This is a genomic window from Paenibacillus sp. LRG-1, assembly GCF_057220305.1.
Map to the genome: position 1 here is coordinate 5,942,370 of NZ_CM170126.1, position 26,162 is coordinate 5,968,531.

Sequence of the window (26,162 nt, forward strand, 5' to 3'; positions counted from 1 at the left end):
TTTATCGTATTCTCTTAGAGAGTTGATTAATACTTAAAAAATTTTAGAAAAGGTGTCCCTTTCGGTCCTCTTCATTTGTTATACAGACATAGTTTTCTTTTTAATCAGAGGGGGTGCCTAAATCTTTGAATGAGGAAATCGAATATAGAATTAAACGGGTCCAAGCTGGCGAGATCCAGGATTACGCCTACATTGTAAAGGAGTATCAGCGTCAGATTTTTGTGTACTGCTGGCGGATATTAGGCAGTGAGCAGGAAGCGGAAGAGGCTGTACAGGATATTTTCGTTAGTGCTTTCGAGAAAATTAGTATGTACAGGCCCACAGTGGGTTTCTCCTCCTGGCTGTATAAAATGGCTTATCATCACTGCCTAAACCTGATTCGCAGGAAGAAACTACAGCGCAAATTTAAAATGACCCTGTTCACCTCAACTAACATGACTTCAGACAGTGCTGCGCAGGTTATGGAACGTCAGCTTTTCAGTGAACCGCTGAGCCGGGCATTGGACCAACTGAATGCAGAGGAGCGAAACCTGTTGGTGCTGCGCATTTTTGAAGAAAAATCGTTTGGAGAAATCGGGGAAATTATGAACAAAAGCGAGGAAGCGATCAAGAAAAAATACGGCAGAACAAAAACAAAGCTCAAAAAAATGATGGAGCCCATAAAGGAGGACCCAAAATGCGTGAATTACAAGACAGAACTCAGGAACAAGGCCTGAAATACACCGATCTAAAAGATAGAGGCTTAAAAAACATGGACATGCTGACAGAACCAGAGAGTGTCCTAAAAATCCAAGCTTTTGACGTCTCTGACAAAGTGATGGAACAGGTCTACCAAAAGGCGAAACCCAAAAAGGGATTCATTGTAAAAATGCGTCTTCAGCCGCGCATCACCGCTCCTATCATGATCTTGCTTTTTGTATTGGGCGCCTCTGTGACTGGATACGCCGCTTCGCAATATCTGGAATTCCGTAACAGTAAAGGCGATGTCGTATTAAATACCGCCAAAACACCTGCCGAAACGGACGCTTCCAAAACGTATACAACCACCTACACACAGTGGAACGAAGAGGTGACAGACCGTCTACAGCCTGGAGAGTATGCCGCCTATTACGTTAAGGACGATTCTATGAATCAACAAAATTCGTCTAATCCCGTCCTGTTTGCCTACAAGCCGACTGAACTTTCTAGCTTCAGCAGTCTGCAGGATGAAATCAAGCGGACAGAAGCTCCGCTGTTGCATAGTCCCACTCATCTGCCGAATGGCTACCGGTTTGATTTCGGATACGTCTACCCAGTCGCTGCATATCCTGGGATGATGAACAAAGAGGAATATCGGGCTTTAACGGATAAACTGACGCAACAGGCTAAAGCTGCACCGAAAGGTGAAAATCTGTTTATTCAAAAGCTGATCTGGGACAAGTCAGACTTCACCCTCGCCCGGTATGCGAGAGGAAATGACTATGTAAACATCACCGTCACCAAATACGCTCCCGAAGTCACAAAGACGACCGTGATGCAAAATGAACAGGATTCGGCTGAGGAACTGATGATTAAAGGAACCAAGGCCTATTACATCAGAGCAAGCGAAACAAGCAAGCCCTTGGAGGTAGGAAAAAATCGACTGGGATGGCTCGATGAAAAAAGACGGTTACACTACAACATATCTGATAACCAGGACAGCCCGCTGAGCAAAGAAGACCTGGTAAAAATAGCTGAAGATTTGCTTAACGGTTCACCGCAATAGCTATAAAAGAAAAATTTCAAAGAGAGACCATCCCTTTTTTAAGGGTGGTCTCTCTTTGAAGAATAGTCCTTATACCTTTTCCTCACAAACTATTACGGCATGTTCCACAATCTTTTTACCTCAACTAATTCCTGATCATTGAATTCCATTCTGTATACGTCTGGTTTGGATGATGTGTAGTAAAAAATTCAAATCATACTGCTTGTCATAATACTCCATCATTAAAGTCATTACAGCTCCATGAGTGCCTAATGCGACTTTCTGTCCTCGGTAGATTTTTAGCAATTCCTTTAAGACTGTTATACTTCGGTTCTGACAAACTGCATTAGACTCTCCTCCCGTTAAAGCAAAGTTGGGATCAGAAAATGACTTATCTAACAAAGGGAATAATTCATCATCGGGGATTCGGTTATCTTCACTAGAAAAAATTCTTTCTTTACCTTTTGCTAGGGTGGTTTTCTCTTGTTTCTTATTGCATAAATTTTTCTTGAAGGTGACGTTACGTCATTTGCTATACTGACTGAGAACGACATGCTAGAGCAATCAATTGGATGTGAGCAATGGATGGACAAAGAGAACTATCTGACGACAGGACAGCTTGCCAAACGTACAGGGATAACGGTCAGGACATTGCGATATTACGACCAAATTGGACTTCTGAGTCCAGGAGGTCATCGCACTGGATCCATAAGACTGTACAACATGAAAGATATGGAAAGACTACAGCGAATTCAGATGTTGAAGTATCTAGGGTTATCGCTTCAAACAATAATGGACATTTTAGATGCAGAGTCGCCATCCAACGGAGAGATCAGACACTCGTTGCAAGCACAACTCGATGTTTTACAAAAGAAAATTGCTCATACAGAGCACGTAGTACATGCAATACGAGATGCTATGGAAATGTCGGCTTATGGCTCCGATTGGAACCATTTGGCGGATGTTATTCAAACCGTGCAGAGTGAGCAAAATTGGGGGGAGCAATATCGGACGGCGAACCGCCTGCAAACGCGGATACATCTTTACGACAAGTACAGTACAAATCCCCAAGGCTGGCATCGTTGGATCTTTGAACAACTGGAGGTCCAACCGGGAGCCCACATTCTCGAGTTGGGCTGCGGCGACGGGACCTTTTGGATAAGAAACGCCGAACGAATTCCAAGCAGCTGGCGTATCACGCTTACCGATATGTCAAGCGGGATGGTGGAAGAAGCACGTTGTCGCTTGGGAAGCAACAATCCGCAGTTTAAGTTTTTATCTGTTGACGCGCAACAGATCCCATTCCATGAAGAGCAATTCGATATGGTTATCGCTAACAACATGCTGTACCACGTGCCGGACATCCCTAGAGCAATCCGCGAGATGCACCGTATCTTAAAGCAAGGAGGTATAGTATGCACCTCTACAATGAGCACTCAACACCTACAAGAGGTCGAACACTTGGCGGTTTCGTTCGATCCTGAGCTTCATGTGTTGGATCATGCTATTAAACGGTTCCACCTGGATAACGGAGGGGACTTGCTGTCTTCTTGCTTTTCCGATCTTCGGTTGCTTCGATACGAGGACTGTTTGTTGGTCGACGAAGCGGAACCCCTGATCGAATATATAATCTCGACTCCGATGAACGCAAGAGAGCGACTTGTCGGAGCGGCTATTGACAAGTTTCGAGACCACGTCAATCGGCTTCTGCAGCAGAACGGAACTCTCGAAATGACTAAAGAGAACGGAATCTTTCTAGGGAGGAAATGAGATGAAGTCACAACAGTATCACCCAAGAGTACGGATTGTAAAAGAGGAGCTTCTATCGGATAACTGGTACATCTTAAATAAGGTCACATTCGAGTTTGAAAAAAATAATGGACAATGGGAGACACAATCCCGTGAAGTGTACGATCGCGGCAACGGCGCAACGATCCTGCTCTATAATCAGCACAAACAAACCGTTGTACTGACCAGACAGTTCCGGATGCCTACTTATCGGAACGGCAATGAAACTGGGATGCTTATCGAAACCTGTGCAGGACTACTCGATAAAGAAACACCGGAAGAAGGTATTCTTCGGGAGACGGAGGAGGAGACGGGATACCGTATCGACCGTGTGCAGAAAGTTGGCGAGGCCTATATGTCACCGGGCTCCGTAACCGAAATCCTGCACTTCTATGTAGCCGAGTATAGTGAAGATATGACAACGGGGGACGGTGGTGGCCTTGAGGAGGAGCAGGAAAACATTGAAGTAATGGAACTTCCGTTTGCTCAAGTGCTAAACATGGTCGAAAGCGGCGAGATTCGTGACGCCAAGACAATAATGCTGCTCCAATACGCTCAGATCAAGGGTCTCTTAAAAGTGAAATCGAAACCGCTTCATATCCTTATCGCAGGCCCGTATCGATCTGGAACGAATGATGATCATGTATTAATTGAGAAGAACGTCAACTACATGAATGAAATTGCTCTTCAAGTTTACGAGGCTGGTCATATGCCGGTGCTGGGGGAGTGGTATGCTTTGCCCCTTATCGCGACAGCTGGTTCCACTGCTTTGGGAGACGAGACTTTTAACAGAATCTTTCATCCGTCTTCCATTCGCCTGCTTGATTGCTGTAACGCCGTGCTTCGAGTTGGAGGACCTTCTCAGGGTGCCGATGAAATGGTAAGGGTGGCGAAAGAGAAAGGATTGTTGATTTACGAACGGCTCGACGAACTTCCGTTGGTGTGATATATCCTCTTTGACCAGACCAAAGACAACTTGCTCTGGGCCTCCTCCACGGATCACCCGAAGAATCTCTCAATCAACTGAGACACTAAGGGAATTGCGCAAATGTTTAACATCACTCATCGGTGGACGCCCAAACATGCGTCCATATTCCCGGCTGAACTGCGAAGGGCTCTCATAGCCAACGCGAAAGCCTGCATTGGCGGCTTCCACTCCCTCCGAGAGCAGCAAGCGGCGTGCAGTCTGCAGTCGAATGGCCTTCTGATACTGCAGAGGACTTATAGCCGTTACCTTTTTAAAATGCTTGTGTAAGGAAGAAGGGCTCATATTTACTTCCTTCGCCAATTCTTCAATCACAAGAGGCTTAGAGTAATCGCGGGTTATCAGATGGATCGCTTTGGAGATGCTATGTGCATAGCTACCAACTACGGCAAATTGCCTGATTAAAGCCCCCTGCTCACCTTGTAATACACGATAAAGGATCTCGTGCGTGATAAGCGGCGCAAGAAACTGAATATCCGCAGGCGTATCCGAAAGTCTGACAAGCCGAAGCAGCGCATCAAGCAGCAGAGGATCAAATTGGCTCACCAGTATGCCGCGTCCAGTCTTTACGTTACATTGAGGAGGACTCTTCTTGATAATATCCAAAATGACGTCTGGACTAATGGATAATTGAAGACTTAGATAAGGGAGCTCCGACGAGGCCTGAGTTATTTTACCAGTTACGGGAAGCTGAACTGATGTGACCATGTAAGTTGTTGGATCGTACACATAGTTTTCTCCAGCCAGCATTGCTGTCTTTGAGCCTTGTGCAACCACGTACAGGGAGGGCATATGGACCGTATGATTCAGCTCGGACACATCGCTTGCACGTCTGAAATAAAGTCCTGGCACAGACGAGACAAACGTACCATCCGAAGACGCATGTTGATGAATTAAATGAATCAGTTCTTGTAGATTCGTAGAAATATCAGAGGGGGGAGGAGACGAAATCATTCATGCTTCACCGTCCTTTCCGTTGAACGCTAATATTGATGTGCTAATTATATGCACGCCGAATAGGATTAGGCAAGAATTGGACTTGATCGGTCTACCTGTCTCAATCGAATTCTACTTAAAATTTACTTGCAAGGCCAACAAAGGGCCTAAGGCAAATAGATTAGAGGAAGAGGGATTGGGCTATGCATTTGGAAGGAAGAATAGAGAACAAAGTCGTCGTGATTACAGGTGCAAGCAGCGGAATTGGAGAAGCAACAGCACTGTTGCTTGCCGAGCGTGGGGCAAAAGTCGTGCTTGGAGCGCGCGGAGCGGATCGCCTTGAAGCGCTGGCGACACGCATTTCAAATGGAGGTGGCGAAGCTGTTTATGCACGCACTGACGTGAGACGGCGCGAGGATCTGTGCAACCTCGTTAATTTGGCTTGCGAACGGTACGGGAAGCTGGATGTTCTCGTCAGCAACGCTGGCGTTATGCCCATTTCCCCTCTCGAAGATCTGTGTGTCGAGGACTGGGAGGACATGATTGACGTCAACATTAAAGGCGTTTTGTACGGTATAGCCGCAGCGTTGCCTATCTTTCATAAGCAGGGTTCCGGACACTTCGTGAACATCGCTTCTGTAGCAGGACATAAGACTGTGCCGAACCAGTCGGTCTACTCCGGTACGAAGTTCGCTGTGCGCGCCATCTCAGAGGGGTTGCGCCAGGAGGCTGGTGACAAGCTGCGCGTGACCATCATTTCGCCTGGTATTGTGCAGACGAATTTCACGGAGGGTATGACCAATCCCGCATTGAGAGATCAACTCGCTGCCATCCGGGATAAACTAGCCATGACACCGGACGCGGTAGCCCGCGCAATTGGATTCGCAATTGAACAACCGGATGATATTGATGTGAACGAAATCGTGATCCGCCCAACCGCACAAATGTAACATAAGTGCTTTACCCTGGAAGCTGATCATCCATGTAATTAAATCCGCCTGTTGGACCACCCTCCGGCAGGGTCGCCAGTCGGACCGCCATTTTCGCTACATCCTCCACCGACAGCTCTGTCTTTTCTCCGCCCATCCGTTTTAACCAAGCCGGGGTAGCAATCCGCTGCACCAGTTTATTGGACAACTGGAACTGAATAGAGCCTATAGCGCTCTACATAATTACTGTGATCACTGTAGCAGACACCGAAAATGCAGAAGGATTGCAAAATTTTGTATTGTTAAGCAAGCATTTTAGCGGTGGGAATTCCTTCCCACCGCTTGGTGTTGTTATTTATTCAACTTTAAAATATATCGTAAGATTACTGCACATTTTATTAAAGAGTAGTGGGATGATCCAGTTACCAGCCATGCAAAAATTAACGATGAAGCGGTTCTTTTTCGCCCAGTCCCAGCACCTCCGTTGTGGAATCGTAAATTTCTTGGTAAAGCTCTGGGTTTTCCGCTAGTGACACCCCATAAGAAGGAATCATCTCTTTTATTTTTGGTTCCCACTCTTCCATATGTTGTGGGAAGCATTTTTCCAATACTTCCAGCATAACGTGAACAGCAGTAGAAGCACCCGGAGAAGCGCCGAGCAGTGCAGCTACCGAACCATCAGCGGCACTAACCACCTCCGTACCAAATTGAAGTGTTCCTTTACCGCCCTCCGTATCTTTGATCACCTGCACACGTTGACCCGCTACCACAATCCCCCAGTCCTCGATTTTGGCGTTCGGAATAAACTCGCGTAATTCTTCCAGACGCTTTTCATTCGATAACATTACTTGCTGGATCAGATATTTGGTCAATGCCATCTCTTTTGCGCCTGCGGCCAACATCGTGATGAGATTATTGGGTTTTACAGAACCGATCAAATCCAAATTTGAGCCCGTTTTCAAGAACTTCGGTGAGAAGCCAGCAAACGGCCCAAATAGCAGTGCTTTTTGGTTACCGATGTATCTTGTATCCAGATGCGGAACAGACATGGGAGGAGCACCAACCTTAGCTTTACCGTATACTTTTGCATGATGCTGGGCGACAATCTTAGGATTGTTACATACCATAAATAGTCCACTTACCGGGAATCCCCCGATATATTTGGACTCAGGAATACCAGTTCGTTGTAGCAAAGGTAGACTTCCACCCCCACCACCGATAAAGACAAATTTGGCATTATGGTATTCGATTTTACCGTTGTCCAGATTATGGACTTTGACTTTCCACGAGCCGTCGCTCGCACGTTTAATATCCTTAACACTATGTTTGTAATTGATCTCGACGTTTTTACTTTTTAAATGCTCAAACAACATGCGTGTTAAAGCACCAAAGTTGACATCTGTTCCAGAGTCGATTTTGGTTGCCGCGATTGGTTCATTCAATGTACGGCCTTCCATAATCAACGGAATCCATTCCTTCAGCTTTTCAGGGTCGTCGGAAAATTCCATGCCTTGAAACAGAGAAATAGTTGAAAGCGCTTTAAACCTTTTTTTCAAAAAAGATACATTTTTCTCTCCTGTTACCAAACTCATATGAGGTATTGGTTTGATAAAGTCCTGTGGATTACGAATCAAATTGCTGTTTACAAGAAAAGACCAAAACTGTCTTGAAAGCTGAAACTGCTCATTAATGTCTACAGCTTTACGAATATCTATAGATCCATCAGCTTTCTCGGATGTATAGTTCAGTTCGCACAGTGCAGCATGGCCTGTACCTGCATTATTCCATTCGTTAGAGCTTTCTTCTCCCGCGTTTGCGAGTTTCTCAAACACTTGAATTTCCCACTCCGGTGCTAACTCTTTCAGCAATGATCCCAGAGTCGCGCTCATGACTCCGGCACCAATTAAGATAATGTCTGTTTTTTTCTGAATGCTATTCATAAAAACCTTCCTTATCTCTTATATTTGCAAAAAAGAGCAGGCCCTCCTGCTTAGATGATACAAGAAGCAAGGCTCCACTCAGGAACATATCTTTTCTGTCTCTATTATAACTAAAATATAATCTTTTAAAAATTATATTGTCTATTATCTGATAATTATAAATCATTTCTGCTAAAAAGTGAGAATTTTCTTTGCAGAAATAATAAGAATTGATCACGCTGTATTATTTGAGCTTCACTTACTAGCAGTAATAACAGACACCAAAAAAGCGTTTAGAAGCAAATGATGTAGAGTACAGATTTCCAATGATCGAATCAACAGTCCATGTATATGAATAATTCGGTAAAATATGTCTTTACGGGATAGGCCCTTTCTAATTGCACTAACGTTTTCTGGAATGAGCTTCACGGTTTATAAATGCTTCATCATAATATTCAAAACGGTCTGTTGTTGATTCTCCCAAGCATAATCGGAGTTATCCATAATAAATGATTGAAAAGGGAGTTGCTCAATGATTTGCAATTCTAGCTCACGTCGATGTTCAAGGAACTGAATATATCCTTCGTACCCGTGCAAACCCTTCCTCTTTCCATAATCTTGCTCCGTATGGTACCAAATCGCGAAATCTAACCATTCTTGAGATCTCGTTGTTTTAACTCGCTCAATCGTCTCACGCACATTTGGTTGCTTCAAATAGAACAAAATTGGATTTAACTCCTGAATTTGCTCCGCAATCTGTAATACATGCTGAATAAAACGGTCTTCTCCAGCATCATGCCGGGCGAGTAATGCACACCCTGGATTCTGTAAAAAACAGCATTCGAGTATCATCAACTTTTCTTTTTCTCGCTGATCTTTAACAAAAGACTTCCAACGTTGAATCATCAACTCGCAATACTTTTCTACGGGTACTCCATCGTAGATTTCATAACGCCGGATTTCCTCATACAAACTAGAGGGAATTTCATTTTGGGCTGATTGCTGCGTAAGCGCATAGGCGATTAAAGCGTCGTTGCCATTCAAAGATACAAACGGATCAATGTAATGAAACACCTCGGAATAGATAGATCGGAGCCGATCAAGTTCTTCGTTTGGCATACATGCAACCGATTCATAATCAGCGGGATGTCGTAAGCCCCCTTCTAAAAATAGCTCCGATTCTATTTGATGTGTGTTCAACATGTCATGTATGTATCTAGATAATGTAGATTTGCCAGAGCCAGGTATACCTTCAACGATAACCAATTTCGTTTTCGTAGCTGGTAAATTGGCCATAGTATCACATCCTTATAAATTAAATGATTACCTTAAGGAGAATCCTATTGTCTCGTTATATCGGCCCACATTATATTTAACGGATCGGTGTATATTCCCCACTGAAATGAAAATGATAGCCGTTGTCTATGCGGATATATCCGAGAATACAATGACCTCTATCCCTGTATAAAACACTGGAGTAGTTCTTATTGTCTTTGTTACCTTCTGCGACCAAAATTTTGTTGTCATCACAACCTAGAACAATTCCGATATGATCGTGGGAATCATCCGATAGAAGCTTCTCATAAACGACAATATCACCACGTGCTGGCTCAAATCCATCTTGCTTATCGTGATAAAAAAATTCTGTTTCAGGCAGCTGGGCCCAATCCAACCACGCACCAACCCCAGCTAATCGATACATACAGTTCGGATATCGAATGGGCAGTAGAATTCCAACCTGCATACAACAGTAGTATACAAATGCAGCGCACCAATTGCCTTCCAGTACTTTATAAATATCAGAATCCGGCCAATACTTGCAAATTTCCCGATAACGTTCATCTTCCGGGACGCCAATAATGTTTTGTCCTGCAAACATTTCTGCAAAATCAGCCAGCATAAGACGACTGTCTTCAGCGTTACTGTTTATCGTTTCCGTATCAACGTTGAATCCCGCTTCCACATGTTCGACCGAAATCCCTAATTCAACAAACACATTTTGTAGTCTATGTATAGCCGCCTTAGATAAATTGTCACCAGTATTCTGTAAGTACATCTGCAATAAAATAGCATCTTTAATAATTTCTTCGCATGGTCCATGGACTTGATGCCTATCTTCTTGATAAAAGATCGACCTTAGAATGACAAGCTGCTCTTCGTCGGTAAAGAGTTGGGTGCTACGTATAATAGGTCTTACAGCATCTGCACTGTTGGGACCAGGGAAGTCCTTAATTCCGGTTTTATAAAAATAGAAACCGTGCAGCACCCCCGCGATTGCAGCGATCTCCACATCTTGTTCCCTTCTCATAGCAAGCATTGAAGCAAAATTGGATACCCCAGAAAGATGAACCCAAGCTTCCTGTTTCATGGAAGTATTCTCTGTAGTAACAAGCATTTCATGAACAAGACTACGAACACTTTCAAGCCGCTTAAACTTACTCTCATGAATCAAACTTTCGCCTCCCTACCCTGCCCACTTCAACTTCCCTTATCCCGACATCCTTAGAAAACTAATAAAAAGCACTGGGTCCTGAGGACTGACCCAATGCTTTTAGTAGATGACTATCTTCTAGTTACTTAATAATTACGTATTCCAGGTTAACCAGTTTTGCATAAGTAACAATTTGGTCTGTGGTTAGATTCAAGGAAACCACGGTATGGTGACCACCGCCGTTCTCAATCCATGCTTTAACCCCATCTTGGAAGTTTGGCTTCACGTTCCACAGTACACGGGCCACTGGAAGATTTGGAGCAGGAACTGTCGGTTCAAATGCAGTAACCTCATTGATCAGCAGTTTATAATGCGTGCCAAAGTCAGCCATGGAAACAACTACACCGTCTCCTGCCTTGCCGTCAAACACCAGACGGGCTGGATCTTCACGATCGCCGATACCTAACGGTGAAACGATGATTTTAGGCTTGTTGCTTGCCAACGTTGGGTCAACTTCAAGCATATGGGATTGAAGGATCGATTCCTGACCAGCCGCCAATTCATAGGTGTAGTCTTCCATAAAGCCAGTGGATTGGTTATGGCTCATTACTTTAAGCAGGCGATCGAGCGCTGCCGTCTTCCAGTCCCCTTCACCGGCGAAGCCGTATCCTTGTGCCATCAAACGTTGAACGGCAAGACCAGGAAGCTGTTTCATACCATAGAGGTCTTCGAAGTTCGTAGTGAAGGCAGTATAGCCGCCATGATCCAGGAACCGTTTAAGGGCAATTTCATAGCTTGCTTGCACTCTTACGCTGGCTTCCCAAGCTTCCTTGCTGTAAGTACCATAATCAAATTCATAGAGTTCGGAGTATTCTGCAAACAAAGCATCAATCTCTTCTTCTTTCACAGCATTGACGTACTGAACAAGGTCGCCAATTCCGAAGTAGTCAACGGTCCATCCAAATTGAATTTGAGCTTCGACCTTATCGCCTTCCGTAACACCAACGTTACGCATGTTGTCGCCAAAACGGGCAACTTTGATATTGAAGCTTTCGTTATAAGCAACCGCTACATCCATCCACTCTGCGATTTGCTTCTGCACTTCTGCGCGTTCCCAGTAACCTACAACCACTTTATTCTGTTTCTTCAAGCGGGCATTGATAAATCCATATTCACGGTCACCGTGAGCTGCCTGATTGAGGTTCATGAAGTCCATGTCAATCGTAGCCCAAGGAATACTTTCATTGAACTGTGTAGCAAGATGAAGCAGCGGCTTTTGCAGCAATTTAGTACCACGAATCCACATTTTTGCAGGTGAGAAGGTATGCATCCACGTGATGACACCGGCAACCTCGTCGCGATAGTTGACTTCTTTCATAAGGCTAGTAATTTTGTCTGCACTAACCGCCAGATCCTGCAATACAAGCGGATAAGGCAGAACGCCACTCTTATTTAAGGCATCGGTCATTTCTTGTGCGTGTGCTTTAACTTCTGCTAATGCTTCTTCGCCATACAGATGTTGTGAACCTACGACAAACCAGAACTGTTTTGTACCTACTGTTGACATCATTCATCCTCTTTTCATAATTTTTTAGTTTATATTACTTTTGCCCGTAGTACGCGTCTTTCCCATGTTTGCGTAAATAGTGTTTATCTAGAATGCGTTGCGGCAATTCTTCAGCAAAATGATTCAATTCTCGTGCGAATAAATTCATTTTCGAAACTTCTTCCAACACGACGCTATTCATGACTGCCGATTTCGCATCTTTGCCCCAAGTAAAAGGAGCATGCCCCTTAAGAAGAACACCCGGCACTGCTAAAATATCCAGTCCGCGCTGCTCAAAAGTTTCGATAATGACACGGCCGGTTTCCGCTTCGTAACCACGATCAATCTCCTCTTGTGTCAAGAAACGGGCGCAAGGAACAGAACCATAGAAGGTGTCTGCGTGAGTAGTCCCCATTACAGGTACATCCAGGCCTGCTTGAGCCCAAATGGTCGCCCAAGTTGAATGCGTGTGTACAATACCGCCGATCTCTGAATAATGCTTATAAAGCACAGCGTGAGTCGGTGTATCTGATGAAGGTCTCATTTCTCCTTCAACAACATTGCCATCAAAATCAACAACCACCATATCGCTAGGTTTCATCGTGTCATAACTAACACCACTAGGTTTGATAACGAATAAGCCGCTCTCACGATCAACAGCGCTTACGTTACCCCAGGTGTATTTCACGAGTCCATGTTTAGGCAAATCCAGATTGGCTTGATATACTTCTTCTTTCAGTTGCTCTAACACATCAATCCCTCCAGTTTTCCACTAGATTATCTACAGCAGCCTGTTCAATCGCTAGACCTTGTGTATAGCGTTCCATGAATGCTTCGAATCCCTTAACGTCGGAACTGTCAGGAGAAATTTCTTGCCCCTCAGCATCTCTAAATACTTTTTGGTCGAGGAAGTCTTCCAGACTTTCTTGTTGAGCCTTGTTCATCATGTAAGAAGCCAGAATAGCAATACCCCACGCCCCGCCTTCTCCAGCTGTTGACATCACTGATACTGGGACATTCATGGCAGCCGCAACAATTTTTTGTCCGACGATAGGGGTTTTAAATAAACCACCGTGAGCCAGTATGCTATCAATTGCGACATTTTCTTTCTTTGTCAAAATATCCATTCCGATTTTCAAAGCAGCAAACGCAGTGAAAAGATGAGTCCGCATGAAATTGGGCAAATTGAAACGGCTCTCAGGGGAGCGGACAAACAATGGCCGGCCTTTCTCTATTCCGGTGATATTCTCTCCTGACAAATATCCGTAGCTAAGTAAGCCGCCGCCATCTGGATCTGCTTCCAAAGCCTTGTTCAGCAACACACTGAATAATTGGTTTGGATCGGCCTTTTGCCCCATTGCCTCATAGAACTCACGGAACAATCCCAGCCAAGCATTGAGATCACTTGAACAGTTGTTGGCATGAACCATTCCGACCGGATTACCATTCGGTGTAGTCACCAGATCAATTTCCGGATATACCGCTGAAAGATCCTTCTCTAATACAAGCATAGCAAAAACCGAGGTTCCCACAGAGACGTTGCCAGTCCGTTTCCTCACACTATTCGTAGCGACCATCCCTGTTCCCGCATCACCTTCTGGAGGACAAAGCGGAATACCTGGTTGTAAATCTTCGGATTTATCTAAGATTTTGGCTCCCGCGGCGGTTAGTACACCTGCCTGCTCGCCTGAAATATAAACTTTAGGGAGAATTCCTTCTAACTTCCAATCGTAACCTTTGGCTGCAATGAGTTCATCGAACTGCTTAACCATCGATTCGTTATAATCATGTGTAGTCTCATCAATTGGGAATATGCCCGAAGCATCTCCGATGCCAATGGACTTATTGCCAGTCAGCAGCCAGTGAATATATCCAGCTAACGTCGTCATAAAATCAATCTGAGGGACATGTTGCTCTTCGTTCAATATAGCTTGATACAGGTGAGCAATACTCCATCGCTCAGGGATGTTGAATTGGAATTTATCAGTTAACACTTTTGCCGCAACACCGGTTGTCGCATTCCGCCAAGTTCGGAACGGAACAAGCAACTCACCTTTGCTGTCAAAAGCCATATATCCGTGCATCATTGCAGAGAATCCTATAGAACCAACGGTACGAAGAGTGATTCCATATTTTCGCTCAACTTCTTGCTTCATTTCACTATAAGCCTCTTGTAGACCCGTAATAATACTCTCTAAGTTGTACGTCCAATATCCGTCTACCAAGAGATTTTCCCACTCATAGCTTCCAGATGCGATTGTTTCAAAATGATGATCAATCAGCACTGCCTTGATACGTGTGGATCCAAATTCGATACCAAGTGAGGTTTCTCCCTTAGTAATCGCTTGTTTAATGTCTTGATCCATGCTCACGTGACTCCTCTCTCTGAACAACTGTTATAATCGCAATAATTGAAAGAAGGCGCTTTCTTTAATTTACAACCTTAGTATATTTTTTGTTCGTACATTTGTCAACACGAATACGTAGTTATACCTACAAATATTCTTACGAATTGAATGTTTCTCTATTTTTCCTTTAGTATTACTGCATGTTGGGCAATGGATTATAATAAGTTCATAATTATGCTAAAATATGTACATACAAATATTATGGGTGGGTAAATTGGTATTAGTACAACCAGGAAAGAAGGAATAAAGTGAAACCAAAGTATCAGGTCATCCTTGAGGATATAAAAAGCAACATTCTATCAGGAGCATACAGCGTAGGAGAACAAATTCCAACGGAATCGGCTTTGCAGGATATGTATAAAGTTAGTCGCCAGACGGTACGAAAGGCTATTTTAGAACTATCCAACGAGGGTTTTTTAAGAAGTGAAAAAGGATCGGGCACTTACGTCAGCAACCAATTCCGATCAAAAACCGGCGGGAATTCCAGTAATAAAACCATCGGAGTCATCACGACCTATATTTCTGATTACATCTTCCCTTCTATTATTCGCGGGATTGAAGCTAGATTGAATGAAGATAATTATTCATTGCTATTAGCTAGTACAAATAATGATGTCGCACAGGAAAAGAAAGCTTTGGAGATGATGTTGTCCTTTGGTGTGGATGGCTTGATCATTGAGCCTACGAAGAGCAATCTATATAATCCCAATATCTCTTACTATTTGACGTTCAAGGAGCAGGATGTTCCGTTCATCATGATTAATGCTTATTATGAAGAGTTGGAAGTTCCCTTCTTTTGTCTCGATGACGTACAATCCAGCTATCTGGCAACAAAAGAATTGATTGCTAACGGACACACACACATTGGTATCATTGCCAAAATGGATGATTTACAAGGAAAGCATCGAATGAAGGGCTATATCAAAGCGCTTGGAGAAGCCAAATTACGGTTTCACCCAGAGCAAGTGCTCTCATTCTATACAGAGACGAAGCAGGACCTGTCCGCCAACTTAAAAAAATTCCTTACCGAACAAAGAGACGGGTTAACCGCAATTGTCTGCTATAACGACGAGGTAGGATTAGAAGTTGTACATGTATGCAGACAACTTGGGATATCTGTTCCCGAAGACATATCCATTATTGGTCAAGATAATTCCTATATTTCCAAAAATGCAAACATCAAGCTAACGACATTAACACACCCACAGGAACAAATGGGACGTGATGCCGCCGATTGGGTTATTAAGAAACTGCAAGGAAAGAAGGATCTACGCAACCACACCTATTATCAGCCCGTGTTAATTGAAGGGGAGACGGTAAAGAAGAAACTGAAGTAGATGGTGCTCACATTACCTCCAAATTATGAACCGCCAGTTTGCCATTAACATTAGGGTATGCTGGCTTGAATTTATGGCGGGAACGTAAGTTTTAATAAATTTCATACAATTGGAGGTAAACATGAATCTAAAAAGGATAAAATATTTTATAGATCTCGTTGAATGTAGAAACTTCACAGAAACAGCAAAGAAGAATTTTGTATCGCAAACTACGATTAGCCAACAAATTGCCTCACTTGAGAATGAGTTCAACATTCAGTTAATTGATAGAAAACAAATTCCGATTGAGCCCACCAAAGCGGGATGGCTGTTTTATGCAGAGGCCGTCGTGCTCTGGAAGCAATATAATCATATGAAAACAAGCATGGAAAATTTTCAAAAATATAATACCCAGCTATTGAGTATCGAATATGCTACAATCACAGATATCCAAAGCTTGTTAAAATTTATCCCTTCATTTAAAGAAAATCATCCAAAGATTAAACTTGAATTAAATAAAGTATTGCTAAAGGATATCGCTGAGTATCTGCAAAAAGGAATACATGACATAGCCATTGCCTTTGACTCAGAGTTTAAAGGGAAAGAGGAAATCCTAACCCATACATTATATAGCGGACGATACTGCGCGGCCGTAAGTAAACAACATCCCCTCTTCAGTTTTGAGTCCATCTCAAAGGAAGAATTATATAAGTATCCGCTTGTCATGCTGAATCCAATGGTTATTGGAGACTCCTATTATTTAATGATTCAACATGCCATGGAAGATGGTTACCAGCCCAACATCCTTAGAACCGCAGACGATGTCGAAACAAAGCTGTTTTATATCATCACAGAGAATTTAATTGGCTTTTTCCCAGATAACTATGATCTTGCTGACCTGAAAGAAGAGGTCCGACTCATTCCCATACAAGGTTCACACCATACTTTTAAAATCGAAATAGGCTACTTAAAAGATAATTCAAATCCGGTATTATACTCATTCCTACAACAAATACAAAATTCGTTTTAGCAATAGCCCATAAGTTTTTTGTATTATACTTTGTTATTTTTTTCACATAATATATAAGTATAGTTCATTTCAGCAAGGAGTGACGACAAACATGGGTAAGTTATTATTAACGGGTGTGGATGGCAATCTGGGCAGACAAGCGGCTGAATTTTTATTGAAATTAGTAGAAAAAGACCAAATTATTTTTTGTGCATATGATCCAGCATCTTTACAAGGGTATGCAGAACAAGGTATTGAAACGCATGTGACCAATTTCAATACAATAGACGGTCTTGCAGAAGCTTTTGCTAATGCAGATAAAATTGCTTTAATCTCCATGCCTTTTGTGGGGGTAAAACGCCAAAATGCACACAAAAACGTGGTCGATGCGGCGAAAGAAGCTGGAGTAAAACAAATCATCTATACTTCATTGGTTAACGCGGCGGATGAATCCAATCCAAGTGTTGAAAAACTGGACCATGTCTATACGGAAGATTATATCAAAAGTGTCGGGTTAGATTATATTTTCCTGCGTAATTCGCAATATGCGGAAGCTATGGTTACCAATTACTTCACCTATGTGAAGTCTGACGGCGTGTTGAAAAATAACCAGGGTGACGGCAAGATGGCCTATATCTCACGGAAGGATTGTGCAAAAGCTGTCGCTTATGCATTAGCAGCAAGCAATTATCATGAGGCGATATTAAATATAAATGGTCCTGAATTAATAACAATGTCCGACTTTATCGAGATTGGAAATAAAGTAACGGGTCATCATATTACCTACAAGCAGATCACGGATGAAGAAAACTACGCCATATTTGATGCCATGGGTGTTCCCAGAACAACGGATGGCAAATTTGCAGAGGACTCCGAAGCCCCCTTCTCTTCTGAAGGTATGGTTACCTTTGGACAAGCTATTCGCTTAGGAAAAATGGATATATTTACGGACGACTTTAAGAAGCTGACGGGCCAAGATCCCGTAACAGTGAAATATATGTTTGTACATGCGAATGAGTACCAAGTGGGTGAACGACACTCCAAAGATAATTAATCCAAGTCATAATCATGTTACGGAGAGATCGGAAGCTGATTTACATCCGATTTCTCCAATTGCGCTTTTGCCTACTTTAGTATTCTCCTTTAATTACAAAAAACGAACCCCGAATTGTTCCAGCTAGTTTTGACTTCTGCCTAGCAAACTTAAACTTCCCTTCTAGCTCCTTTGGTACCTTCATCCCCTCAGAAAGCTTAAACCCAACGGCCCGCTTCTTAGTGTCATCAACCGTATACATGACGTTGACCTCAAGACCATCCTCATAAAAGACATAAGCAAATTTAATATTTTCCACTTGAAAACGTGACGTTTCTAAAGGTTTGGCCGCAAACTCAATATCACGCTCTTTCAGAATTCGGTTCACATAATCAAGGGTCTCCTGACTTTCACTAGCTGACACAACCGTAAATTCATGCTTGTATTTGTTCATAAAGTAACGGGCTTCATTAGCACGCAAACCAGCAAGCGCTTCTACTACAGGTGAAGACTCTAAACCAACCGTAGACACATTATTAAAATCAACGATATAGGACATTTCCACATCTCCTTTTATCTCATTATTCCCCAAAAAACTTGCTGCTATTTATGTTACGGTTCTGGCGCTCACAACTTACTGTACACATAAATCGTCACCGATCCAAAGGAATATTCTTTCCAACTTCCTTCTGTCTGAGGGAACATGGGCGTTGGGAAGCATGTCAACTTGAACTCAGTTAGGGTATGATCGGCAGCAACAAATAAGAATCAAATTCATCCCCTGTATATAGAGTAATGTCTGCATCCCAAACCCTGTCATCCCCCGTCTGAGTCAGCAGTGCGCAGCCACTTTGATTCTGGCTTCCAATTTCCAGGAGCAATCGGTTTCCTTTAGCTACAACAATTGCGCTATCCCATATCTCAATATCCAAGCAATAGACTTCTCCTGGAACCAGCTTTTGAACCTCATCGAAGGTGTAATAAGGCTTACACTCCGTGGATAATTCATCATCAGTTTTACGTAAGGAAGCGCGCAACCACCCCTGGCTAATTGGAAATTTCTCTGTTAGTGCTCCTGAGTTAACGACCTCATTGCCTAGTGAGTCAATATTTCGCAAAGATACGAAAATGTCCATATCATCTGTAGTTGACGATGCCCACAAACGGAGTTTGATAGGCCCGAGAATTTCTGTTTCGTTATCAAACGGATCGGTTTCAAACAGAACACGCTTTGAATTGTTTTCCTCTCTCGAGAATTCTTTCACCATAAAAGGCTTCGCCCAGTGCTTTGACTCGCACTCCTTATCGCCTTCATAGCAAAGCTGGGCCTTGGCTTGCGGAGGCTCTTGCGAAAGCAAATTCGAGCTTGCATCAAGGTAAAAGCGGGTCCATTGGGTGCGCTTAAGCGGATACTCGTTCTCGTAGCGCCATGTGTAGTTATTGCCTCCGCGAGGAATGGCAAGCTTTACTTTCGGTTCTCTCATTATGCCAGTATCGATTCCTTTAAGCCAATAATCCAGAAATTTTTTCTGCAGTTCCCGACCCTGAGCGGTGTAAAATGCACCAACATGGCTCCCGATATGTACTTCAAGCCACTTGTGCTCTGATACCGCATTCTGAAAACCCAAGAAATTTCCACGGGTATGCATTCCGGCGCTAAACCAGTTGCTTGCGGATAATAAAGGCACCTCTACTTTACTCAAATCAGAAAATCGATTCGTCCACGATTGATCACGTAATGGATTGTTTTTTACCATCTCCGGGAAATCAGTGCGATTGGCTTGCAATTGTTCTTCCGAGAATTTTCCATCGGGATTGTATTGATGCGCCAAAACTCCGTTCTTCCACCAGAATGAAAGAAAACCGTTCGCCTGGATTCCGCCCGGATAACAGAATTCTGCATAATAATCTACTGTACCTTCCCAAGGTATGATACAAGCTAAATGAGGAGGTTGTTCGGATGCCACGGCCCATTGACTCATAGCCAAATAGGAGATGCCCAGCAGTCCTATCTTTCCATTGCTCCATGGTTGCGTTCCAGCCCATTCGATTGCATCATAATAATCCTTCTTCAAAGAATTTGATAATATATCCAGCCTTCCTGGAGAATTACCGATACCACGTTCATCTACTCGCAAGACAGTATAGCCTTGCGGCACCCAAAATTCAGGATTTGGTGTTTCCCAACTAATTAAGGGCCCTTTATCCTGCGAGTGTGTATATTCTATTGCGATTGTTGGATTAGCAGGAGCAAATTGAGAGAAATGAAGATCCTTTCCATACGGACACATCGTCATGATTACTGGAAAACTCCCATCCACATTAGGCTGATAAAGATTTGCGGCGAGATAATTCCCGTCTCTCATAGGAATCTGTACTTCTTTCCAAGTAAGTTCATAAAAGTGATTACTTCTTTCGTTAATGTCGATAGGTAATGGATTCATAGCTTGCCTCCATTTGATAGTTTTTCTTCAAACCAGTCAATCAATAAGCAGCGTGCTTCTGTATCCTGTTCAATCGCATTGTGAACTTTAGGTCTCTTTCTGATTTCTTGCAAGTGGGTTCACTCTCTTCAATAATTATTCAGAAAAGTTTTAGTACACGTGTACTAAAATCAGTATATTCCTGCAAATACAGCAACTCAACTCTGGTCTTTATTGGGAATGGCACTCTTGGCTGAGGATTTTCGCAAATTATCTCTCGAATTCTTCCGTATTCTTAATCAAGCTACTTATTTCGGCTTGAAGGAACAATTTATGATATAATGCTTTTGATTTCAAGTGCATAGCACAAACGCTCTAAAGGAGATAGAAATGGATATTAATTTAAGGGATAAGATCCTTGAGACTGCAATTGAATTATTTAATAAAAAAGGATATGCATATGTAACATTGAGGAATATTTCCGATGCGTTAAATATAAGTCCTGGTAATTTGACATACTATTTCAAAAAAAAACATGATCTTATGATTGGTGTTATGGCAATGCAGTATGAAGAATACCAAAACTTAAATTTCTCAGCGGAGGTTTCTATCGAAGGGCTGAATCAGCAGTTTTTAATTCTTAATGCATTCCGTAAAAAATATTTCTTTTATTTCTCCAGTTTTACAGAATTGCCTAAGTTATATCCGGAGATAGCTAAAATGCAAATTAAGGTTGTTAATGATTTCTATACACTTTTTACCAACATATTTAAGGGGTTTGTTAATAAAGGAATTATGAAAGAAGAATTATATGCCGGGCAATATGAAGATTTGGCTATTTCTTTACTATCGATAAATATGTATGGCACACAGGAAATAATTCTTCTCCAAAAGTTTCTTCCAAATCCCAAAAACATCTTGTCCATCCTATGGAGCCTTATACTGCCTCATCTAACCAAAGAAGGAATGGCCATGTATTGTCGGATAACGCAGGTTGATAAAACTATCCCCCCCAAGCTATGCTACAAGCCAGATCAATCGGATGGAGGCTTGGAAGGCTCAACATGAGGCCGCCAAGGCATCTTTTTGTAGCGGCAAGTTTTTGAATAAGGACCATCCCGATAAAAGGATGGCCTTTAGGACCGCTAATCTACTATTTTAATTGCCTCGATATAAAGTTCGATTCTCACTTCATTCCCGACAACAATCCCGCCTTTTTCCAGATGCGAGTTGAATGTCAAGCCAAATTCATTGCGTTCAATACTGGCTGTTGAATGAAATCCTACACGTTCCCGGCCACGAGGGTCTTTATTTAGTCCTTCAAAAACGGTATGAAAAGTGATTGGTTTTGTTACTCCATGCAAAGTTAGATTGCCCGTAAGTTCATATTGCCTTTCGCCAGCAAGGACGCAGCTGGTGCTTTGAAACGTAATGGTTGGATACTTGGCTGCATGAAGGAAGTCGTCGCTCTTCAGGTGCTCATCTCGTTGCGATTGGCGAGTTGTGATACTATTTGCGTCTATGGAAGCCTGAATACCCATGGTTGTTAAATCATTGGGGTCAAAACTCAAGATCGCTTGGAAATGCTCGAATACTCCTTTGATTCTATTAATCATTAAATGCGTCACCGAAAACTCGACGGAGCTGTGGTCCCGATCCACTTCCCAATTGATATTGCTCATAATAAATTCCACCTCTATGGTAAGATTTGAGAAAGGTCACCCTATCTCCAAAACACTGCGCTATTCGCATGCTCCTAATATACAAAAACGCTACTGACAACGGGATGTCAGTAGCGTTTTAGCATTTTTTCGGCCTCCTCATAAATCCGATTTCGGACTGTACAAGAAGCATGGGGCTGTCTCATAAGGGGCGGCCTTTTATTTCGTTGTATTTTAGAATCCCGACTATAACGAGAGCTGATTTCTGCCTAAAAGTTTATTTTCGAGAATCAAGAATAAACATAGATGCATCTTGTCCCATGAATATTTTACTTCCATTATAAAAAGTTTTGGATTGAATATCTCTATAACCTATTTTAGTCATAATGTCAGCCAACTCTTCTTGATTAAATCCGTTATGAACTATATCTGAAACTACTTTTTCATTTTTATTAAAATCTACAATTAGTAAATGTCCTCCTTCATTTAGAACATCCAATAATCTGGATAAAACGAATTCAACATCATGAATATGGAGCAGAACCTGAGCCATAAAAATATAGTCCGCATGAAGATCCGATAGACCTTCCTTTTCAAAATCAAAGCATATTGTATCTGCATTATGAATATGAAGATCAGTAATTTTTTGCTTTATTTGATTAATCATGTTTTGTGAAGTATCCAGAAAAAGCATAGAATTAAAATCGTTTAACAAGTTCATTCCGACAAGACCCGTTCCACACCCAAAATCAATAGCATTCTTACTATTAGCATCAACTACATACTCACGAATGGCATCAGATGATGCCTTTGCAATCTGAATTCTTTCAGAAGTGTCATATACATTAGCTATCATTTCAAACTTATCCGTATTTCCCATTTTACCTCTCCAATCTGCCTTAATAAAATCCTGAATACAACCATATAGAATGATATTCTATCAAGCATTAGCATTTAGTCCACTTTCTTATTCATGCTTATGGAAAAACAAAACCTCTGTATGAATGGAGGAGACAACCTTGGGGTAGTTCATGTACACCTTCTTCACGATTCGTCTTTGTCGAAATAATCATCTGGCAAATGCAGTTCTCGCAAACAACCGATAAATTTTTCTCTGAAATTCGGATTGCTTTTGTATTCCGGCCATACCGCCTTATAGGAAGGCAGCAACTTCTCATGTGGGATAATGCCCCAGTATAAAATTAAGTTATTCAGAACCTGCGGGCCGCCCCCCATCAACATCTGTTCAATAATCTGCCAGCTTCCCAGCTTGTTTTCGCAACTGCGCGCGGCATAGATGGCAGTGGTCTGCATTTTCGGGTCGGCGTGACACAAGAAAGGCGCAAAGTTCTGGAGAGTAATCGCACCGTAATCTTCCAAGATATACCCTGCATAACGCAACGTTTCCGGGTCGTGAATCCTGTCAAGCCTTTGCAAGATCACTGGAATAAATTCTGTTAAATTCACAGTTTTACCGGAAGCATGCAGAATCTGTAAAGCTTGCAGAAAATCCTCATGCCCATCCGATTGCAACAGCTCCAGAAGATATTTCCTACCCGTGTCAAAAGAAGTTTTGCAGATCAGCCAAATGGCTGTGGTCCGATTTTTTGGGCTTTGCTCCGCAATATTTTTCAAAAAAGCAAGGGTTGGCTGAGAGACTTTCTTAAACTTGAACATTCCATCAAGCGCTTTGGCTTGGATTTCTTCGTTTGGAGCGCTCTGATAAATCTGGATCAGCGCATTCTCATCACCAGGCATTCGACTACCAAACCACCCGATATCATAATCCAGAATAATTTCATCCAGCCAGCGCTCGTACCAGTCCAGAAAGCTGTCTTCATAGACAAAGAAAAAAGGATGATCGGGATGAAAATCGGAGGTGTACACAATTCTCCCCCTGTATTTCCCTTCAAGTACAAGATACATGTCGTATTCGCAACCTTGTGTGCCTATGCACAACATGCCGCCCAACACCTTATTACAGGTGTCGTCGTATTCCTCATCGGGAATGTCCTCATCCTTGGTCAGGGGCTCAATTAGATGGTTCCATTCCTCTTTGGTCATCCCGGGATGCAGAACGGATTTGGCAAGGAGTGCCTGGCGCTCGGTGTAGGAAGTTGCCTTTTCAATTGAATAAATTCCATAGTAGGGGCCAGCGCCACCGTTGCCGATTTTCGTTAAAAATTGCGCGTAAGGCTCAGGAAGTGTGACATGATTGTGGACTTGCCAGTCCGCCAGCTCTTTTGCTGTAAGCTTCTCTTTAACCCTATATTGATGTGAGGATGCTCCAAACACCGAGAAGTCCGCATCTTTGCGCATAGCTTGACTCAATTTGTTATTTATTCGATCCAATTGCGTTTCTTTCTTCCTAAACCACATATTTGAACCCTCCTGTTGACCATAGCCAGGTTTCCTTGTTTGCTTATCCAGCAATTTTATTGTTTTTTCTATGGGTCGTACCTCTTTAAAATGATATGTATCTAGAGCACCACAGGAAAAATCCATATGATTGGAACCTATATGTGGATTAGACTATAATCACCTTGTTATTCATGTAAGCCACTCCTCATTTCTCGGAAATTAACGACATATTATTTAATTAAACTCATTAAACGCAGTTCATTTTAAACAACATAGATTGAGGGAGAAAATAATGAAAAGCCAATTAAGAAATATTACGGTCGACGGTTATGCCTTCGTTTATTGGTACTCAGGCGGGTCTCGCTTCATCCTAAACCTATCTCCCAAAGAGAATAAAAACATCAAAATCACGCTCATCTTTCAGGCCATTCCTCCTGAAGAAGAGCCTCATACTTTTTGGTCCTTTTATGACATTTCAGCCCAAAATAATGAAATAGAAACTGTCATCCATCTAGGTAAACCCAAACATATTGCTGAAATCATCTCTTACTTGATGGCAAAACGACAAGAACTTTGGGTCCTGGGGAAGCCTCACGTTCTGGATAATGCCTGGGATTTACTAAAGGAAATGGGCTATTCCGAGTTCAAACCGATTTGGATTAGACAGTGGTAGTCGTAATGGTTTGTGGACTAGCCCCCTTTGACCACTCAAAGGAGGCCTAAAGTTCACAGATATACGATTATTCGTTATCTGGCGTGGCCGGACTGGCCGAAGGCATCAAGCCTTTAACGGCGCCGAGAAACGGGCGAATAGACTTGATCATACCGTAGCCCATCTTCACGACCGGAACAAATTTCTGGATCATGCCGAACAGCCGCAAGCCGCCGCCGAGCATACCGCCAAGCCCTCCTGCGCCCGCAGTGGAGCCGCCAAGGCCGCCTAACAGCGAGCCCATCATCGGCAGGAATGCCGACACCTTGGCGTCCGGCTTGCGAGAGCGCGAACGGCCAGACGGTTTACGTGCACCGCTTTTCCGGTTGCCGAGACGGACGCCCGGGGCATGCGAACTGGCTCTGCGTTTGAGAGATCGGGAATCTTGCTTCCCGGAAGAAGCGCGTGGAGGAGCTCCAGCACTGGCAAGTATCAACCCACCGCGATTAACGTCGGTGATGTAGCCGACGTAAGTCTCTCCGCTGTGCAGGGTGACACAGACCGGACGGCCCTGAAACTTCTTAGCCCGTGCACGCATCTCTTTCGATTGTGCCATGGAAGTTCACCTCGCTCACTGATTATAATTCAGTTTACGCCAGGGGCGGGCTGCCTGCTTGTGCTAATAGGACATATGCACGCCAAAAATCGCCTGATGATCTCGCCGCCATCGGGGGTTTAGCCTGCTCAAAAACGTTGGAAGCAACACTAGCCGTTACAGGTAGTTCGACTGCTTATTGTGTTCTTCTCCCCATTCATGCAACACTTCAAATATCGAACTCAGTGTCATTCTATATTCCGTATTTTATAACAGACTTTAGGCGGTATTTCTGAATATACCGTTCGTTCAACGAGACTGTCAGTAACAAATTCTTTCAACGCTTCTGACAGCACCTTATCCAGACGTGCAATACAATACACTCCTTATCTTCATGCTTTTTAAACACAAAATGCATATCATTATTTAAATCGTTAATTTGAGTTG

Annotated in this window: 25 protein-coding genes and 1 pseudogene; 10 read left to right on the forward strand and 16 right to left on the reverse strand. The window is 42.9% G+C overall.

Going from position 1 to position 26,162, the window contains the following annotated elements:
* Positions 1-125 precede the first annotated feature (125 nt).
* Together ACUUJN_RS26370 and ACUUJN_RS26375 are read left to right on the forward strand one after the other, a co-directional pair.
* Positions 126-716 carry an RNA polymerase sigma factor gene (locus ACUUJN_RS26370; protein WP_068939242.1) on the forward strand — a complete coding sequence of 197 codons (591 nt, stop codon included), beginning with the start codon at positions 126-128 and terminating at the stop codon, positions 714-716.
* Positions 677-1,744 carry a DUF4367 domain-containing protein gene (locus ACUUJN_RS26375; RefSeq protein ID WP_069080566.1) on the forward strand — a complete coding sequence of 356 codons (1,068 nt, stop codon included), beginning with the start codon at positions 677-679 and terminating at the stop codon, positions 1,742-1,744. Before ACUUJN_RS26370 ends, ACUUJN_RS26375 begins: the two co-directional genes overlap by 40 nt.
* A 92-nt stretch (positions 1,745-1,836) precedes the next feature.
* On the opposite strand, the pseudogene ACUUJN_RS26380 reads toward ACUUJN_RS26375, so the two are convergent.
* Positions 1,837-2,185 (reverse strand): annotated as a pseudogene (locus ACUUJN_RS26380) (histidine phosphatase family protein); the annotation flags it as partial.
* Between the two features lie 123 nt (positions 2,186-2,308).
* Here ACUUJN_RS26380 and ACUUJN_RS26385 point away from each other — a divergent pair.
* On the forward strand, positions 2,309-3,493 hold the full coding sequence (locus ACUUJN_RS26385) for a MerR family transcriptional regulator (RefSeq protein ID WP_023991074.1): 1,185 nt from the start codon (positions 2,309-2,311) through the stop codon (positions 3,491-3,493).
* A 1-nt stretch (position 3,494) separates the two neighbouring features.
* Positions 3,495-4,457 (forward strand): GDP-mannose pyrophosphatase NudK, encoded by a 963-nt coding sequence (gene nudK / locus ACUUJN_RS26390; protein ID WP_023991075.1) that lies wholly within the window; start codon positions 3,495-3,497, stop codon positions 4,455-4,457.
* Between the two features lie 69 nt (positions 4,458-4,526).
* Here the strand turns inward: nudK and ACUUJN_RS26395 are convergent, their stop codons facing one another.
* Complete coding sequence (locus tag ACUUJN_RS26395) at positions 4,527-5,450, reverse strand: AraC family transcriptional regulator (RefSeq protein ID WP_068939247.1); 924 nt, start codon at positions 5,448-5,450, stop codon at positions 4,527-4,529.
* Between the two features lie 185 nt (positions 5,451-5,635).
* Here ACUUJN_RS26395 and ACUUJN_RS26400 point away from each other — a divergent pair, with 185 nt between their 5' ends.
* On the forward strand, positions 5,636-6,382 hold the full coding sequence (locus ACUUJN_RS26400) for an SDR family oxidoreductase (RefSeq protein WP_034095129.1): 747 nt from the start codon (positions 5,636-5,638) through the stop codon (positions 6,380-6,382).
* A 10-nt stretch (positions 6,383-6,392) separates the two neighbouring features.
* On the opposite strand, the gene ACUUJN_RS26405 is transcribed toward ACUUJN_RS26400, so the two are convergent.
* The 7 genes from ACUUJN_RS26405 to ACUUJN_RS26435 all read right to left on the reverse strand — a co-directional run bounded on the left by ACUUJN_RS26405 (position 6,393) and on the right by ACUUJN_RS26435 (position 14,623).
* A complete protein-coding gene (locus tag ACUUJN_RS26405; RefSeq protein WP_023991078.1) occupies positions 6,393-6,569 on the reverse strand; it encodes a Rossmann-fold NAD(P)-binding domain-containing protein in 177 nt (58 codons plus the stop codon).
* A 232-nt stretch (positions 6,570-6,801) separates the two neighbouring features.
* Positions 6,802-8,301, reverse strand: coding sequence for a malate:quinone oxidoreductase (locus ACUUJN_RS26410; protein WP_028540946.1), 1,500 nt, complete (start codon positions 8,299-8,301; stop codon positions 6,802-6,804).
* 411 nt (positions 8,302-8,712) lie between these two features.
* Positions 8,713-9,576 (reverse strand): P-loop NTPase family protein, encoded by an 864-nt coding sequence (locus ACUUJN_RS26415; RefSeq protein ID WP_484669110.1) that lies wholly within the window; start codon positions 9,574-9,576, stop codon positions 8,713-8,715.
* A 76-nt stretch (positions 9,577-9,652) separates the two neighbouring features.
* Positions 9,653-10,732 carry a CHAP domain-containing protein gene (locus tag ACUUJN_RS26420; RefSeq protein ID WP_254348284.1) on the reverse strand — a complete coding sequence of 360 codons (1,080 nt, stop codon included), beginning with the start codon at positions 10,730-10,732 and terminating at the stop codon, positions 9,653-9,655.
* Positions 10,733-10,853: 121 nt separating this feature from the next.
* Positions 10,854-12,278 (reverse strand): L-arabinose isomerase, encoded by a 1,425-nt coding sequence (gene araA / locus ACUUJN_RS26425; RefSeq protein WP_160788403.1) that lies wholly within the window; start codon positions 12,276-12,278, stop codon positions 10,854-10,856.
* 34 nt (positions 12,279-12,312) lie between these two features.
* Complete coding sequence (locus tag ACUUJN_RS26430) at positions 12,313-13,008, reverse strand: L-ribulose-5-phosphate 4-epimerase (protein WP_484669111.1); 696 nt, start codon at positions 13,006-13,008, stop codon at positions 12,313-12,315.
* 1 nt (position 13,009) lies between these two features.
* Positions 13,010-14,623 (reverse strand): xylulokinase, encoded by a 1,614-nt coding sequence (locus ACUUJN_RS26435; RefSeq protein ID WP_023991083.1) that lies wholly within the window; start codon positions 14,621-14,623, stop codon positions 13,010-13,012.
* Between the two features lie 290 nt (positions 14,624-14,913).
* Here ACUUJN_RS26435 and ACUUJN_RS26440 point away from each other — a divergent pair, with 290 nt between their 5' ends.
* From ACUUJN_RS26440 to ACUUJN_RS26450, 3 genes are all read left to right on the forward strand, one after another.
* Complete coding sequence (locus ACUUJN_RS26440; RefSeq protein WP_023991084.1) at positions 14,914-16,002, forward strand: GntR family transcriptional regulator; 1,089 nt, start codon at positions 14,914-14,916, stop codon at positions 16,000-16,002.
* Between the two features lie 121 nt (positions 16,003-16,123).
* Positions 16,124-17,011 (forward strand): LysR family transcriptional regulator, encoded by an 888-nt coding sequence (locus ACUUJN_RS26445; RefSeq protein ID WP_340857333.1) that lies wholly within the window; start codon positions 16,124-16,126, stop codon positions 17,009-17,011.
* A 91-nt stretch (positions 17,012-17,102) separates the two neighbouring features.
* Positions 17,103-18,044 (forward strand): NmrA family NAD(P)-binding protein, encoded by a 942-nt coding sequence (locus tag ACUUJN_RS26450; RefSeq protein WP_340857332.1) that lies wholly within the window; start codon positions 17,103-17,105, stop codon positions 18,042-18,044.
* A gap of 76 nt (positions 18,045-18,120) precedes the next feature.
* On the opposite strand, the gene ACUUJN_RS26455 is transcribed toward ACUUJN_RS26450, so the two are convergent.
* Together ACUUJN_RS26455 and ACUUJN_RS26460 are read right to left on the reverse strand one after the other, a co-directional pair.
* Complete coding sequence (locus tag ACUUJN_RS26455) at positions 18,121-18,582, reverse strand: phage tail protein (RefSeq protein WP_484669112.1); 462 nt, start codon at positions 18,580-18,582, stop codon at positions 18,121-18,123.
* 178 nt (positions 18,583-18,760) lie between these two features.
* Positions 18,761-20,467 (reverse strand): CocE/NonD family hydrolase, encoded by a 1,707-nt coding sequence (locus ACUUJN_RS26460; RefSeq protein ID WP_484669113.1) that lies wholly within the window; start codon positions 20,465-20,467, stop codon positions 18,761-18,763.
* A gap of 369 nt (positions 20,468-20,836) precedes the next feature.
* Here ACUUJN_RS26460 and ACUUJN_RS26465 point away from each other — a divergent pair, with 369 nt between their 5' ends.
* Positions 20,837-21,514, forward strand: coding sequence for a TetR/AcrR family transcriptional regulator (locus ACUUJN_RS26465; RefSeq protein WP_484669114.1), 678 nt, complete (start codon positions 20,837-20,839; stop codon positions 21,512-21,514).
* Positions 21,515-21,591: 77 nt separating this feature from the next.
* On the opposite strand, the gene ACUUJN_RS26470 is transcribed toward ACUUJN_RS26465, so the two are convergent.
* The 3 genes from ACUUJN_RS26470 to ACUUJN_RS26480 form a co-directional block, all read right to left on the reverse strand.
* Positions 21,592-22,128, reverse strand: a complete 537-nt coding sequence (locus tag ACUUJN_RS26470; protein WP_160788367.1) for a YceI family protein — start codon at positions 22,126-22,128, stop codon at positions 21,592-21,594.
* Positions 22,129-22,384: 256 nt separating this feature from the next.
* On the reverse strand, positions 22,385-22,987 hold the full coding sequence (locus ACUUJN_RS26475; RefSeq protein ID WP_250273659.1) for a class I SAM-dependent methyltransferase: 603 nt from the start codon (positions 22,985-22,987) through the stop codon (positions 22,385-22,387).
* Between the two features lie 164 nt (positions 22,988-23,151).
* Positions 23,152-24,486, reverse strand: coding sequence for an SMI1/KNR4 family protein (locus tag ACUUJN_RS26480; protein ID WP_484669115.1), 1,335 nt, complete (start codon positions 24,484-24,486; stop codon positions 23,152-23,154).
* A 274-nt stretch (positions 24,487-24,760) separates the two neighbouring features.
* On the opposite strand from ACUUJN_RS26480, the gene ACUUJN_RS26485 reads away from it, so the two are divergent.
* Complete coding sequence (locus ACUUJN_RS26485; RefSeq protein ID WP_069079678.1) at positions 24,761-25,141, forward strand: hypothetical protein; 381 nt, start codon at positions 24,761-24,763, stop codon at positions 25,139-25,141.
* A gap of 67 nt (positions 25,142-25,208) precedes the next feature.
* Here ACUUJN_RS26485 and ACUUJN_RS26490 read toward each other — a convergent pair whose 3' ends face one another.
* Positions 25,209-25,736 (reverse strand): hypothetical protein, encoded by a 528-nt coding sequence (locus tag ACUUJN_RS26490; RefSeq protein ID WP_484669116.1) that lies wholly within the window; start codon positions 25,734-25,736, stop codon positions 25,209-25,211.
* 227 nt (positions 25,737-25,963) lie between these two features.
* The gene (locus tag ACUUJN_RS26495; protein ID WP_432421726.1) at positions 25,964-26,098 is read right to left on the reverse strand and encodes a winged helix-turn-helix transcriptional regulator; all 135 of its coding nucleotides are present in this window, start codon (positions 26,096-26,098) and stop codon (positions 25,964-25,966) included.
* Between the last annotated feature and the right edge of the window lie 64 nt (positions 26,099-26,162).

What these genes read in the sequence shown, in the direction of transcription:
- ACUUJN_RS26485 (WP_069079678.1), top strand. Translation starts at nt 24,761, where the DNA reads ATGAAAAGCCAATTAAGAAATATTACGGTCGACGGTTATGCCTTCGTT.
- ACUUJN_RS26375 (WP_069080566.1), top strand. Translation starts at nt 677, where the DNA reads ATGCGTGAATTACAAGACAGAACTCAGGAACAAGGCCTGAAATACACC.
- ACUUJN_RS26455 (WP_484669112.1), bottom strand. Translation starts at nt 18,582, where the DNA reads ATGTCCTATATCGTTGATTTTAATAATGTGTCTACGGTTGGTTTAGAG.
- ACUUJN_RS26490 (WP_484669116.1), bottom strand. Translation starts at nt 25,736, where the DNA reads ATGGCACAATCGAAAGAGATGCGTGCACGGGCTAAGAAGTTTCAGGGC.
- ACUUJN_RS26450 (WP_340857332.1), top strand. Translation starts at nt 17,103, where the DNA reads ATGGGTAAGTTATTATTAACGGGTGTGGATGGCAATCTGGGCAGACAA.
- ACUUJN_RS26475 (WP_250273659.1), bottom strand. Translation starts at nt 22,987, where the DNA reads ATGGGAAATACGGATAAGTTTGAAATGATAGCTAATGTATATGACACT.
- ACUUJN_RS26465 (WP_484669114.1), top strand. Translation starts at nt 20,837, where the DNA reads ATGGATATTAATTTAAGGGATAAGATCCTTGAGACTGCAATTGAATTA.
- ACUUJN_RS26435 (WP_023991083.1), bottom strand. Translation starts at nt 14,623, where the DNA reads ATGGATCAAGACATTAAACAAGCGATTACTAAGGGAGAAACCTCACTT.
- ACUUJN_RS26410 (WP_028540946.1), bottom strand. Translation starts at nt 8,301, where the DNA reads ATGAATAGCATTCAGAAAAAAACAGACATTATCTTAATTGGTGCCGGA.
- ACUUJN_RS26470 (WP_160788367.1), bottom strand. Translation starts at nt 22,128, where the DNA reads ATGAGCAATATCAATTGGGAAGTGGATCGGGACCACAGCTCCGTCGAG.
- ACUUJN_RS26415 (WP_484669110.1), bottom strand. Translation starts at nt 9,576, where the DNA reads ATGGCCAATTTACCAGCTACGAAAACGAAATTGGTTATCGTTGAAGGT.
- ACUUJN_RS26480 (WP_484669115.1), bottom strand. Translation starts at nt 24,486, where the DNA reads ATGTGGTTTAGGAAGAAAGAAACGCAATTGGATCGAATAAATAACAAA.
- araA (WP_160788403.1), bottom strand. Translation starts at nt 12,278, where the DNA reads ATGTCAACAGTAGGTACAAAACAGTTCTGGTTTGTCGTAGGTTCACAA.
- ACUUJN_RS26400 (WP_034095129.1), top strand. Translation starts at nt 5,636, where the DNA reads ATGCATTTGGAAGGAAGAATAGAGAACAAAGTCGTCGTGATTACAGGT.
- ACUUJN_RS26395 (WP_068939247.1), bottom strand. Translation starts at nt 5,450, where the DNA reads ATGATTTCGTCTCCTCCCCCCTCTGATATTTCTACGAATCTACAAGAA.
- ACUUJN_RS26445 (WP_340857333.1), top strand. Translation starts at nt 16,124, where the DNA reads ATGAATCTAAAAAGGATAAAATATTTTATAGATCTCGTTGAATGTAGA.
- ACUUJN_RS26460 (WP_484669113.1), bottom strand. Translation starts at nt 20,467, where the DNA reads ATGAATCCATTACCTATCGACATTAACGAAAGAAGTAATCACTTTTAT.
- nudK (WP_023991075.1), top strand. Translation starts at nt 3,495, where the DNA reads ATGAAGTCACAACAGTATCACCCAAGAGTACGGATTGTAAAAGAGGAG.
- ACUUJN_RS26385 (WP_023991074.1), top strand. Translation starts at nt 2,309, where the DNA reads ATGGACAAAGAGAACTATCTGACGACAGGACAGCTTGCCAAACGTACA.